The organism is Leptotrichia sp. oral taxon 218, from assembly GCF_018128225.1.
Taxonomy (GTDB): Bacteria; Fusobacteriota; Fusobacteriia; order Fusobacteriales; family Leptotrichiaceae; genus Leptotrichia.
Genome location: NZ_CP072377.1, coordinates 1,799,421 through 1,811,575, shown reverse-complemented (window position 1 = coordinate 1,811,575; position 12,155 = coordinate 1,799,421). Strand labels below are relative to the sequence as shown.

Here is a 12,155-nt window from a genome sequence, read left to right as displayed (position 1 = left end):
TTTTTAAATCATTCTGCTTTGTGATATTTCCTTCAGAACTTCCCTTATCAATCTTTCTCCTCCTCTTAAATATGGAATATTTGTCCCTTTTCCTGCTTCGCTAATAATATCTGCCAAACAATTTGTTTCTATTACTTTTTCCATTGTATCCGATCTTGCCCCATTAAAATACACTTTGTGAGCCTTGTCCCTATCCTTGCCGTAGTTTGCAAAGAAAGTTTCGAACCTTTCAATATTAAGTTTTGGCATTTCAAAAGAATTGACAAGATTATACACGGTAGCTTTTGAAATACCGTAAGTTTTTGCAATAAATGAAGCCGCAGTATGCTGATATTCAAAAAGTATAGTAAAAATCAGCTCCTCAGAAAGCCGTCTGTAGCGCTTAAGTCCAATCATAATTCTAGTTGTCAAGCCAAATTTTTTCATAAATTTTCTAACAGTATGAAATACTGCCTCCTTTCAAAAATTTTTATAACATATTTTATATTTTAACTTTTTACGAAAAAATTTACAATCTATTTTGAAAAATTTTATTATTTTTAAATATTTTTTTAACAAAAATAAAGTTGATAAATTTAAAAAATATTTAAGAAAAGAATTAATATAAATTTTTTTATTAAAATGGTCAAAAAATATAACTGTAAATGATTTTTATTTTTTATTTTTCAAATAATTTTCATAAATCTCAAGTTTATCATCAAGATTTTGTAAATATTTTTGCCACTTTTCAATTTCTATGTTTACATATTTTTTATGATTTGTCAAAATTTTCATTCTTTCTTTTATCGTTCCGTTCCCTTCATATCGCAAATCTGAATATTTCTTAATTTCACTCAATTTCATTCCCATGTCTTTTAATCTTTTTAACATTTTTATCCATTCAATATCAGTTTCATCGTATATTCTTCTATTCTTTTCGTCTCTTTTTACACGAAACAGGTCCTTTTTTTCATAAAACCTTATTGTATATGGAGTTAAGCCTGTTTTTTCTGAAAATTCCTTTATTTGCATTGTTCTATTTTTTCTCCTTCTCTTTATTATAACTAAAAATAATAGTTGAATATTAATTATAAATATTTTGGTTATTTTATATTATACTAAATATATGAAATGAAAACAACTCAAATAAAAAATTTTGGAGGTAAAATGGAAACTTTGTTAGAAAAAATTAATTTGGGAAAATTTTTTAAAAAACTCTTGACTTATACTATACTCTAACTGCTATTCTTTATTTATCAAATTTATTAAATAGTACAAGAACACTCGCAACTTTAGTCGTGAGATAAATTGCACGAAAATTTTAGTAAGCATATAGGGAAACTTGTATGTAGACACGGATCAAAACCGTGCAACAAAGAAACTGAATTGCTGAGAACTCTTAAAGCTGGTATAACCACAACATAATACCTAAGTGAGCATATGGTATAGGTGTGAAGGTCGCGAAAGCAGAAAAAATATACTAGATGGTGCAAGGTTAAATCCTAAACATTATGATAATAGACAATCAGCAGCTAAACCTGAAAAGGAAAGTTCAACGACTATCCCTCGTGAGGGGAGTACAATACAAGCGATAGGTATTGGAAGTGGTTTCGCCTAAGTCCTTGAAATAGGATAAGGATAAGATATAGTCTGTGCTTGTTAGAGATAACAAGAAGTTCATGAGAGAACTGCATAAGTAGTAGCGCACTTATGTGAACGACGCTTCCCACTGTTGTGGGGTTTTAAAAACTTTAAAAATATTTAAAAATAAACAGATAAAATGTAGAATACATGGTATAATATCTCTGATGAAAGGGAGGTGATATCTATGTATTTAACATTAAAACAACAGGTAAAACATCTTAGTAAAAAAGAGTTTAGAAATTTAAAATATTTGTGCCATATAGCCAAGAACTTAACTAATGAAGCTATATATAATATTAGACAACACTATTTTCAAAATAAAAAGTATTTAAATTATAACGAAAACTATAAAATGCTTAAAAATAGTGAAAATTACAAGAAATTAAATTCTAATATGGCTCAACAAATTCTAAAAGAAGTAGACGGAAGTTTCAAATCATTTTTTGGACTTTTAAAACTTGCTAAAAATGGTCAATATGATAATAAGAAAATAAAATTACCTAAATATCTTGCTAAAGATGGATTTACAACTCTTGTTATAGGTTTTGTTAGATTAAAAGATGATATTCTGATAGTTCCTTATTCAAATTCGTTTAAGAAAACTCATCAGGAAGTTAAAATTAAGCTGCCACCAGTATTGAAAGGTAAGAAGATAAAAGAAATTAGAATAATACCAAAACAACATTCTAGGTACTTTGAAATTCAATATACTTATGAAGTAGAAGAAGTTCAAAGGGAATTAAATAAAGAAAATGGACTAGGAATTGATTTAGGTATAGATAATCTTTGTACTTGTGTAACTAATAACGGAGCATCATTCATAATAGATGGTAGAAAATTAAAATCAATAAATCAATACTATAATAAGACAAATGCAAAATTGCAAAGCATTAAAGATAAGCAAAAGATAGAGCATATAACATTAAGGCAAAAGAGAATAGCTAGAAAGAGAAATAATCGTATAGAAGATTATCTTTCAAAAGCAGCAAGAATAATAATAAATTATTGTCTTAATAATGATATAGGAAAACTAGTTCTAGGATACAATGAAGATTTTCAAAGGAAATCAAATATAGGAAGTATAAATAATCAAAACTTTGTAAATATACCATATGGAAAATTAAGAGATAAATTAATATATCTATGTAAACTATATGGAATAGAATTTAAACTGCAAGAAGAGAGTTATACATCAAAAGCAAGTTTCTTTGATGGAGATGAAATCCCGATATATGATAAAGAAAATCAAAAAGAATATATATTCAGTGGAAAAAGGATAAAAAGAGGACTATATCAAACAAGTAAAGGCTATCAATTAAATGCAGATTGTAACGGGGCATTAAATATATTAAGAAAAAGTAAAGTTGTGGACTTAAGCGTCCTATACAATAGAGGTGAGCTGAACACACCTAAAAGAATAAGGATAGCATAAGACTATCAAATTTCTTAGAAAATTTTTAAATATTTTTAAAGATTTTAGAACCCTGCGACTTTAGTCGTGGGAGGTTCAGGGAGGTAATAACTATGAAAACAAAATATACTGTTATAACAGGAGCAAGTTCGGGAATAGGAAAGGCTGTGGCTCTAAAATTTGCAGAAAGAAATAAAAATCTTATTCTGATTGCACGAAGAAAGAATTTACTAGAGGATCTAAAAAGCGAAATTTTGAAGAAAAATCCTGATTTGGACATTATTGTAATAGATTTTGACTTAACTGATGTCGGTAAAATCCCTGAACTATATTCAAAATTAAACAATTATCACATTGAAACTTTAATAAACAATGCTGGATTTGGAATGTATGGTGATGTAAAAGAGCAGCCTTTAAATAAAATTTCAGATATGCTTCATCTCAATGTAGAAGCATTAACTTTGTTATCTTCCTTATACGTCCAAGATTACCACAACGAAAAAGGATCTCAATTAATCAATATCTCCTCAGCAGGAGGCTACACAATCGTCCCGAATGGAATTGTCTACTGTGCCACAAAATTTTACGTAAACGCCTTCACAGAGGGACTCGCACTAGAATTAAAGCAAAATAACGCACAATTAAAAGCAAAAGTCCTAGCACCCGCTGCAACCAAAACTAACTTTGGAAATGTCGCAACTGGTAAAACTGATTTTGATTATGATAAATCTTATCCAAACTATCATACATCCGAAGAAATGGCAGATTTTATCATTCAACTTTACGAAAGCGACAAAACTGTCGGTTACATCAATCGTGAAACTTTTGAATTTGACTTATCCGATGGATTTTTTCAAAATGCGTTTAGTTCTAAAAATAATATGAAATTTTAAATATTAGTTTTTATTGTTGATTTTCCTAAAAAAATATTATAAAATATAAAAAAATTATTATTTGGGAGTGATTTTATGAAAAAAATTATATTTGCGTTATTTTTACTGACTTTTAGTTTAAGTTTTTCTAATTCTGATATTGACATAATATCCAAAGAGGTTTGGAGATGCCCTCATTCTGTTGACAGAACTTTTAAGGGGCTTACTTATATAAAATTCTTGAATGAAAATGGCAAGCCGTCTATTTCAGTTAGCATATTGGATAATCGTGCAGCATTAAAAACAGGAAAAGTTTCGCTTGAACTTTCACAATTAGATTACGAAGTAAAAGAAAATGAAAATTCTATCTATTTTACAAACTTAAATGATAAAACACAAGTTTTTTCAGATTACAAATTATCTTATTCATTTGACAAAAAGAATAGACCTAAAATGGATTTATATCGTATTTCAGATAACAAGAAACTTTGCAGTCTTATAACAAATTAATTTTTTATAAATTATAAATACAGGACATCATTTTAACAATGCCCTGTTTTTTTATTATTCCAGTTTTTTTTCCTAATATACTCATTCCCATAAAACGCCCAAGCCAACTGCCCAGTCATCACAATCCAAATCAGCGGCTCGCAAATCATCACACCAAAATACCCCAACTTTGGCACAATAAAAATTACGAAAATTATTTTCCCAAAAAATTCGATTATACTGGAAACTAGAGGGATTACTTTTTCTCCTAGAGCTTGTAAAGCGTATCTTAAGTTGAATAAAACGCCTAATATTGTGAAAAATGGAGAGGCGATTTTTAGGTAGGTTGAGCCGTTGTAAAGGACTACTTCGGAGTTTGAGCCAGACATTAGGTGAATCATATTTTTTGAAAATAGGTAAACGAAAATTGTGATTCCGATTGCAAAAAAGATGTCCATTAGGTTTGCATAAAATACGCCTTTTCGTATTCTGTCGACTCTGTCGGCTCCTTTATTTTGAGAAACGAAGGTTGCTAGTGCAAGTGCCATTGTTGTTAGTGGAATGTTGCAAAATCCCATTAATTTTCTTGCCGAAGTATGTCCAGCGATGATTAAATAGCCAAATCCGTTTATTGCGTATTGTAAAATTAGTGATCCTGTTAATACAATTGCAATCATTAATCCCATTGAAATTCCTTGTCCGAGCAATTCTCTGTATAATTTTGCGTCGAATCGGAAATGTTTTTTTCTTGGAATTAAAATTGGTTCTTTTATGTAAATGTAAATTACGCTTAAAATTACAGATATTGCTTGTGCGATAACAGTTGCGACTGCTGCACCACCAATTCCCATTTTTAGGGAAGTTATGAAATAAATATCAAGAAAAATATTCAAAATTGAGGCAATTACTAAAAATACAAGCGACATAAAACTGTTTCCGATTGCTCTCAAAAGTCCTGATGACAAATTATAGGAAAAAGTTACTCCTATGAACATTGTTATAATGTTTATGTATTCAAATGCTTCATTTATGATATTTTCAGGTGTATGTAAAATTTTTAGCAACGGCATTAAAATAAATCTTGATAAAATCATCACGGCAATTGTTACCATAAGTCCAATAACAATCGAACCTGCAACCGATTTTTTCAAAAGATTTTTATTATTCGCTCCGTAACTTCTCGCTGTAACCATACTAAGCCCATTCCCAATTCCAAGCGCAAAACCAAAAATTAGCTCAAAAATTGCTGCTGAGGCCCCAATTGCTGCAAGTGAATTGTCTCCTAAAGTATGTCCAACAATAGCAATGTCCGCCATATTGTAAAGTTGCTGAAAAATATTTGACACTAAAATTGGTATTGAAAAAATCAGTAGTGATTTCAAAATGTTGTCGTTTATTAAATCAACAGAAAAATTAAATTTTTTCATTTTTCTCCTTTCTTTAATTTTAATTATTCTTTATCTATCGTTATTCTGTAAAATTATTTATCTCAACTAATAAAAATTATTTTTCTAAAAAGTCTTTCATATCAGTAAAAATAGGTATTTCCAATTCAACTTCCTCTTTACTCGCAGGATGTGTAAATTTTACCTTGTAAGCATGTAAAAATTGTCTATTTATCCCAAGCTCTTTATTTAAGCCAGTTCCATAAAGCTCATCCCCAACAATTGTATGCCCAATTGATTTCAAATGCACACGAATTTGATGTGTTCTTCCCGTAAAAAGCTCACATTCCACAAGCGTCACATTTTTTTCAGGATAAGTTTTCAACACTTTTACAGCCGTTTTCGCATACTGACCTCTCTCGTCAATAATTCTCTCCAAATTATCGCCATCTCGAAAAATCCGTCTTTCGATAATTATTTTATTTGTTCCATTTTTTTCCAAAATTTCATTATTAAAATCATTTTTATCTTTCAAATTTAAATTATATTTTGTATTTTTGCTGTCAAAATCTATATTTTTATTTATTTTAAAATTTATATTTTCAAAATTGCTTTTACTTTCCAGATTTAAATTATTATTTTCTTTTTTACTGTCAAAATTTATATTTTCTCCAATTTTGTTATCTTTATTTTCAAAATTTGAATTATTTTCAATTTTCTCAATTTCATCATACTTTTTCATTTTTCCAAAATTAACTTTTTCAACTTCAGCTTTCAAATTTTCTTTCTCAAAATCCTGAATTTTATGATTTTCCCCATCTTTTGCCAATTCATCTTTAATTCTAGAAATTTCTTCATCATCAATAATTCCATTCACAATCGCCAAATATTTTTTCTCAAAAATCGAAAAATTTTGCAAAAACGCCTGTGCAAAGCTGTTTTTAGCAATAATAATCAATCCAGATGTATTCATATCGAGTCTGTTATAAAATCGTGGCACTCTCACTTCACCATATTTTTCCAAAAAATGATTCACAACCCCATTTGCCAAAGTAAAATCAACCTTTTTCTGTGTTGGATGTGTTAACAAAAACGGCTCCTTATTCACAACCAAAATATCTTCATCTTCAAACACTATATCAATCGGCAATTTAATTGGCTTAATATCAGTCCCTTTCTTCTTCTCCACAACCTTCAAATTTCCATGCGACGGCAATTTTTTCGTAAGCCTAACTTGCTTCCCATTCAAAAAAACTTCCACATTTCTCAAACTTCTCCCCGAATAATTCTGCACTTCTCGCAAATACTGGGAAATTTTCATTCTCTGATGTTCCTTCTCAATCCTAAATTTTTTCAATATTTATGCACTTCCTTTTTTATTTTTTATTATTATTTTTCAAAATAATTATCAGTTTTCCATTTTCAAATTCCACGCTAGCCTCATTTTCAAGAATAACATTGCTCACAAGTCTGGAATTTTCCCTTTTCACATCAATTTTATCCGTTTCAAACTTAAAGCCTTTTAATGTCAATTTTTCAACTTTTTCACTAATTGGAATGATTGAAAATTCACATTCCTTTTTATTTTTTAGGACAAAAGACTTTTCTGCATAAAAAATTTCTTCATTTTCCTGCAAAAAAACAAGATTTTTATACTTTTCCATTATGAATAAATTGCTCAAAGTCATATCAATTCGTTTCCCAAGCCCACCAACAACAAATATTTTCTCAACAAAATTCTTATTTTCCGAAATTTTATTAATTTCTTTCAAAATCAGCTCAAAATCTGTAAAATCCTTGTCTTTTGGGAATTTTTTTATCAAAATATTTTTACTTTTATAATATTCCAAAACTTTTTTCTCAATCGAATCCAAATCCCCAATAATCATTTCAGGAACCTTCCCATACTGAAAAGCAAAATTTGCGCCACCATCCGCACAAAAGCAAATCGTCTCTTCCGAAACCAATCTATCCATAAATTCCTGCGAATATTTATACTCTCCATTCAAAAAAATCACAAATCTTTTTATCATGTTTTCCCTCCATCCAAAAAATACAACTATTTTATATTATACTTTTTTATTTAATTATTTACAAGATTATAAGAAGAAAAAATCCCTTCACATTTCAAGAATCTGTAAAACAACCTTAAATCCCCCATATTCACTATGTTTCATCTCAACTTGTCCATTATGGACATCCATAATTTGTTTTACAATAAGAAGCCCTAAACCGTGCTGCTGTTCTGTCGTATTTTTGTCACAAACCATATAATGTGGCGTATTATTGAGCTTTTCTAGCTCTTTATCAGAAACTCCTATTCCATTATCTTCAACACAAATTATACAATTTTTTTCATCTTCTTTTACTGAAACATAAATTGTGCAACCATTTTCATTGTGATTAATACTATTTTGGATTAAATTCGCCAAAGCTCGTTTTATCAGATTTTTGTCAACATTAACAAAGCAGGATACAAATTCATTTTTCGTCTTCCATTCTATCGGAAATTTCTCGTCAATATCCATATTTAAAAAATCAACAATAACTTGCCGAACGACTGCAACTGCATTTTCTTTTTTCTTCTCAAAAGGTTGCATATTATATTCTAATTTTGAAGCAAGATTCAAATCATTTATTAGATTTTTTATACGCTCACTTTGTTTCAAAATAACAGAAAGTTTTTTTGCCATTTCATCTGATAAATCTGAAGATGTTTTTAATTGACTTGCATAGCCCATTATCATTGACAATGGAGTACGAATGTCGTGGGAAACTCCTGCAATCCAGTTTGCTCGTGCCGTGTCTTTATTTCGCAGTTGTTCTCTTTGATTTTGCAAAATTTCAGAAGTTTTATTTATACTTTTTGCAAGTTCGGATAAAACGCCTCTTTCATCTATATTTACTGGATTATCTTTTGGCAAACCCTGTATACCTTTTATTATTGGATTTACTGATTTTAAAAGTTTTGAATTTGAAAAAATGTAAATCAAAAATACAAAGAATATATTGGATAGTAAAAATATAAGAAAAAAATTAGGAACATTTTGAATTAAACGATAGTTCCAGGTAGCTGTGGAATATTTCCAGTAACTGTCTTTTGGATATCCTAATACAAGTAAATCATTTCTAATTTTTGTTGTAAAAACTGGATAGCCTTTTATGTAAGCGTGTGAAAATAGCGCTATATCGAATACCGAATATTCTTTTGGAATCTCGCCTGGCAAGTTTTCTGTTTGCCATATCACTTTTTTAGAATCATTGTCAATCACAATTGCCCAAATATTTTGCTTTTTCAAATTGGAAATTTCTTTATCTGGCAAAAAATATTTTCTATCTTTAAATTTTATCATTTTCGCTATTTCAAAAGTTTTATCTGAAGGAGAATCATCTGTCGAATATTTGAAAAATATAAATTCAAACAAAAAAATATTTAAAAATAGAAGCAAAAATATGCTTAATATTATTGTTATTACAAAACGGCGTATAAGTTTTAATATATTTTTCATACTATTTTCCCTCCACGATTAATTTATAACCTAATCCTTTCATTGTTATAAGAGAAACTGGATGTGACGGCTCTTTCTCAATTTTTTCTCTAATCCGTCTAATATGAGTCATCAAAGAATTTGAGTAAACATAAGCATTTTCTCCCCAAATAGCTTCACAGAGCGAATCAATCGTTACAATTCGTCCAGCATTTCTATATAAGGTTTTTAGTAGTTCGTATTCCTTTGCAGTTAAGGAAAATTTTCCCCCATCTTTTACAATTTCTCCTCGTGAAAAATCAATCTGACAGCCATTCAAGTTCACAATAAAATTCTCTTCCTTGTAAGTCCGTCGCAAAATTGCCGTAATCCTAAACAAAAGTTCTTTTGGCAAAAAAGGTTTTACAATATAATCGTCCGCTCCCAATCCAAATCCTTTAAATTTATCCTCATCCTCCCCTCGTGCTGTTAAAAATAAAATTGGATAATCACTATCCTTTCTCAACTTTTCAAGCAACTCAAAACCATTCCCATCTGGAAGCATCACATCCAATATCGCAAAATCAGGTTTCTTTTCTTCAACACATTTTAAAGCCTCTTTCACATTTCTAGCAGTCCTTGTATTTTCATAACCTCCATCTGCCAAAATCGACACAACCATATTCAAAATTTCCTGCTCATCATCCACAATTAAAATACATTTATCTCTCAAATATTTTTCAACCATTTCAAACTTCCTCCAATTATCACTAAAATTCATAAATCATTATATCACAAAAATCACTCCCAACTTCCCAAATTTCCAAAAAGTAAGGTAAATGTAAAGTAGTGAAAATGTTGCCGTAAGGTTGATGTGGTAATATATGAATATAGAAAAGGAAGAAACAAAATAAAAAAAATAATGAGAGGATGATTTCTATGAACAATGAAGTAATCAAAAAAACAACTGAAAAAAGAGTTTTTCTTTCAGACAAGGAACAACATCAAAAAATTAGTAAAATTGCATTAATTATGAGTTTAATCCCAATTTTAAGCCAATTTATTGCATTTTTTAAAGTGCATTATACAGTGTCACACCTATTTGGTATTGCAAATATTTTATGTATTTTATGTTCTTTTGTTCTATCTATTTTATGTATTAAAAATCGAGAAAATCGAAATTTGATGAATATTTTTTCGATGATATTAAGTGGACTTTTTATGGTTATTATAACTGTAATTGCTTTTGCGGTTGTGGTTTATGCGGTAAAAAGATAAAAAATTGAGAAAAAAGGCTCTATTCATTACGAATAGGGTCTTTTTTATATCATATTATTATTTTCAAAAATTTCTTCTAAATTTTCACTATTTTTCTCAAACTCAGTTCCTTCCAAATATTTTTCCAAATAATCTCTATCTTTTGCAGTTTCCAATTTTATTTTTTTTGCAATAAATGTATTTTCTAGTTTTTTCAAATTTTCTTTTTTTAGAGCAGAATTTTTAATCTCTTCATTTATCATCAAAATGTTTAAAAATAGCAAAGTTTCTTTTCTTTCGTTATATTTTCTAATATTGTCAGAAACATTACTGTTTACAATATTTTGTATATATTCTGAAACAGCTTTTTCAATTTGTCCACTGTTATAATATTTTCTTGCTTCTACAAGCGTGTAGGTCAAATTCATTGAATGAATGTCCTCATCAGCCAGGCCCAGCTCTTTTTTCACATTTTCATCTTTTAATAAATTTAACACTTTTTTTATTTGTGCTTGCCTTTGCGTTTTATCTTTTGTTGTGTAAATTTTTATCATTTCCAAAATCGGCGTATTTTTGTATTTTTCTTTTAATTGTGAGTAATATTTATCATATTTTTTTTGACTTCCATAGCTTCGCTCGTAAACCATTTTGGCAAAAGTTTTCTCAAAGTCATAAGGTGTGTATTTTACAAATAAATCTAAGTAATTCTTGTAATCTTTTCCAATTTTTGATTCATAAATTGTAATAATATTTTCAGAAGCAATATAATTTCTTTCATCTTTTTTCAAAATATTTGAAAATCGTTGCAGCATTTGTCCAATGACAACTTCATCAGTTTGAAAAGCCACAATGTCTCTTGCATCATAGTCAGCTTTTACCGTTTCATTAATAATTTCTTGATTAATTCCCAGTTTTTGCAAACTATTTTGTATTTTTTCTTCTCTTGTAAAAGAAAAAGTTAAAATACTTAAAATCAAAAATTTTATCAAAATTATTTTTTTCATTAAGTAAGTTCTCCTTTTTTATTTTATTTTTATTATTTTTTTATAAAGAAATTTTTTCATAATCTCATTTTTTATTTTAAATAAAAATTATTTTATTTTAAACTCTTCCAATTCCAACAAAAATCGCTTAATATGAAGTCCCCCACCATAACCAACCAATTTTCCATCTGCACCAACCACACGATGACATGGAATAAAAATAGCAATTTTATTTCGATTATTTGCCATTCCAACTGCACGAACAGCTTTTGGATTGTCAATTGCGATTGCAATATCTTTGTAAGAACAAGTTTCGCCATAAGGAATTTTTTCAAGAGCACTCCAAACAGAAATTTGAAATGGTGTTCCTTCTTTCAAAAGTGGCAAATCAAAATTTTTTCGTTTTTTTTCAAAATATTCAAAAAGTTGTTTTTTCACTTGTTTAATCAGTTCAGTTTCACAAATTTTAAAATTATTATGTTTTTTAAAATCTTCAAAATCTGATTCCCAAATTAAATCTGTAATGTGAGAATCATTTTGAGTTGTGACGATTCCAATTTTTCCAATCGGAGTGTTTGTTTCATAAAAATAGATGTTCTTTTTCATTGTTTTTACCTCTTAATTTTCATTTATAATAAAATTATTTTAAAACTAAACTCAAAAGTTAT

The 12,155-nt window shown here is 28.6% G+C and carries 13 protein-coding genes and 1 pseudogene; 5 read left to right on the top strand and 9 right to left on the bottom strand.

The features are described from left to right. Positions 1–3: 3 nt before the first annotated feature. Together J5A73_RS08515 and J5A73_RS08510 are read right to left on the bottom strand one after the other, a co-directional pair. Positions 4–435, bottom strand: a pseudogene (locus J5A73_RS08515) (hypothetical protein); the annotation flags it as partial. A gap of 216 nt (positions 436–651) precedes the next feature. Continuing rightward, positions 652–1,011, bottom strand: a complete 360-nt coding sequence (locus tag J5A73_RS08510; RefSeq protein ID WP_211614905.1) for a MerR family transcriptional regulator — start codon at positions 1,009–1,011, stop codon at positions 652–654. Positions 1,012–1,287: 276 nt separating this feature from the next. On the opposite strand from J5A73_RS08510, the gene J5A73_RS08505 reads away from it, so the two are divergent. The 4 genes from J5A73_RS08505 (at position 1,288) to J5A73_RS08490 (ending at position 4,416) form a co-directional block, all read left to right on the top strand. Then, the gene (locus J5A73_RS08505) at positions 1,288–1,404 is read left to right on the top strand and encodes a MarR family transcriptional regulator (RefSeq protein ID WP_211614903.1); all 117 of its coding nucleotides are present in this window, start codon (positions 1,288–1,290) and stop codon (positions 1,402–1,404) included. Positions 1,405–1,807: 403 nt separating this feature from the next. Then, the gene (locus tag J5A73_RS08500; protein ID WP_211614901.1) at positions 1,808–3,055 is read left to right on the top strand and encodes an RNA-guided endonuclease TnpB family protein; all 1,248 of its coding nucleotides are present in this window, start codon (positions 1,808–1,810) and stop codon (positions 3,053–3,055) included. A 92-nt stretch (positions 3,056–3,147) separates the two neighbouring features. Continuing rightward, the gene (locus J5A73_RS08495; protein ID WP_211614899.1) at positions 3,148–3,927 is read left to right on the top strand and encodes an SDR family oxidoreductase; all 780 of its coding nucleotides are present in this window, start codon (positions 3,148–3,150) and stop codon (positions 3,925–3,927) included. A gap of 75 nt (positions 3,928–4,002) precedes the next feature. Beyond that, a complete protein-coding gene (locus J5A73_RS08490; protein WP_211614896.1) occupies positions 4,003–4,416 on the top strand; it encodes a hypothetical protein in 414 nt (137 codons plus the stop codon). A gap of 32 nt (positions 4,417–4,448) precedes the next feature. Here the strand turns inward: J5A73_RS08490 and J5A73_RS08485 are convergent, their stop codons facing one another. The 5 genes from J5A73_RS08485 to J5A73_RS08465 all read right to left on the bottom strand — a co-directional run bounded on the left by J5A73_RS08485 (position 4,449) and on the right by J5A73_RS08465 (position 9,995). After that, positions 4,449–5,822 (bottom strand): MATE family efflux transporter, encoded by a 1,374-nt coding sequence (locus J5A73_RS08485; RefSeq protein WP_211614893.1) that lies wholly within the window; start codon positions 5,820–5,822, stop codon positions 4,449–4,451. Positions 5,823–5,898: 76 nt separating this feature from the next. After that, positions 5,899–7,137 (bottom strand): RluA family pseudouridine synthase, encoded by a 1,239-nt coding sequence (locus J5A73_RS08480; protein ID WP_211614890.1) that lies wholly within the window; start codon positions 7,135–7,137, stop codon positions 5,899–5,901. Positions 7,138–7,156: 19 nt separating this feature from the next. Then, a complete protein-coding gene (locus J5A73_RS08475; protein WP_211614887.1) occupies positions 7,157–7,813 on the bottom strand; it encodes a thiamine diphosphokinase in 657 nt (218 codons plus the stop codon). Between the two features lie 87 nt (positions 7,814–7,900). Next, positions 7,901–9,289, bottom strand: a complete 1,389-nt coding sequence (locus J5A73_RS08470; protein WP_211614885.1) for a sensor histidine kinase KdpD — start codon at positions 9,287–9,289, stop codon at positions 7,901–7,903. Between the two features lies 1 nt (position 9,290). After that, the gene (locus tag J5A73_RS08465; RefSeq protein ID WP_211614883.1) at positions 9,291–9,995 is read right to left on the bottom strand and encodes a response regulator transcription factor; all 705 of its coding nucleotides are present in this window, start codon (positions 9,993–9,995) and stop codon (positions 9,291–9,293) included. Between the two features lie 191 nt (positions 9,996–10,186). On the opposite strand from J5A73_RS08465, the gene J5A73_RS08460 reads away from it, so the two are divergent. Further along, a complete protein-coding gene (locus J5A73_RS08460; protein WP_211614881.1) occupies positions 10,187–10,525 on the top strand; it encodes a hypothetical protein in 339 nt (112 codons plus the stop codon). A gap of 44 nt (positions 10,526–10,569) precedes the next feature. Here the strand turns inward: J5A73_RS08460 and J5A73_RS08455 are convergent, their stop codons facing one another. After that, on the bottom strand, positions 10,570–11,508 hold the full coding sequence (locus J5A73_RS08455) for a hypothetical protein (protein ID WP_211614879.1): 939 nt from the start codon (positions 11,506–11,508) through the stop codon (positions 10,570–10,572). An 87-nt stretch (positions 11,509–11,595) separates the two neighbouring features. Next, on the bottom strand, positions 11,596–12,093 hold the full coding sequence (locus J5A73_RS08450) for a methylated-DNA--[protein]-cysteine S-methyltransferase (RefSeq protein WP_211614876.1): 498 nt from the start codon (positions 12,091–12,093) through the stop codon (positions 11,596–11,598). Positions 12,094–12,155: the final 62 nt, after the last annotated feature.

What these genes read in the sequence shown, in the direction of transcription:
- J5A73_RS08510 (WP_211614905.1), bottom strand. Translation starts at nt 1,011, where the DNA reads ATGCAAATAAAGGAATTTTCAGAAAAAACAGGCTTAACTCCATATACA.
- J5A73_RS08500 (WP_211614901.1), top strand. Translation starts at nt 1,808, where the DNA reads ATGTATTTAACATTAAAACAACAGGTAAAACATCTTAGTAAAAAAGAG.
- J5A73_RS08495 (WP_211614899.1), top strand. Translation starts at nt 3,148, where the DNA reads ATGAAAACAAAATATACTGTTATAACAGGAGCAAGTTCGGGAATAGGA.
- J5A73_RS08490 (WP_211614896.1), top strand. Translation starts at nt 4,003, where the DNA reads ATGAAAAAAATTATATTTGCGTTATTTTTACTGACTTTTAGTTTAAGT.
- J5A73_RS08485 (WP_211614893.1), bottom strand. Translation starts at nt 5,822, where the DNA reads ATGAAAAAATTTAATTTTTCTGTTGATTTAATAAACGACAACATTTTG.
- J5A73_RS08475 (WP_211614887.1), bottom strand. Translation starts at nt 7,813, where the DNA reads ATGATAAAAAGATTTGTGATTTTTTTGAATGGAGAGTATAAATATTCG.
- J5A73_RS08470 (WP_211614885.1), bottom strand. Translation starts at nt 9,289, where the DNA reads ATGAAAAATATATTAAAACTTATACGCCGTTTTGTAATAACAATAATA.
- J5A73_RS08465 (WP_211614883.1), bottom strand. Translation starts at nt 9,995, where the DNA reads ATGGTTGAAAAATATTTGAGAGATAAATGTATTTTAATTGTGGATGAT.
- J5A73_RS08460 (WP_211614881.1), top strand. Translation starts at nt 10,187, where the DNA reads ATGAACAATGAAGTAATCAAAAAAACAACTGAAAAAAGAGTTTTTCTT.
- J5A73_RS08455 (WP_211614879.1), bottom strand. Translation starts at nt 11,508, where the DNA reads ATGAAAAAAATAATTTTGATAAAATTTTTGATTTTAAGTATTTTAACT.
- J5A73_RS08450 (WP_211614876.1), bottom strand. Translation starts at nt 12,093, where the DNA reads ATGAAAAAGAACATCTATTTTTATGAAACAAACACTCCGATTGGAAAA.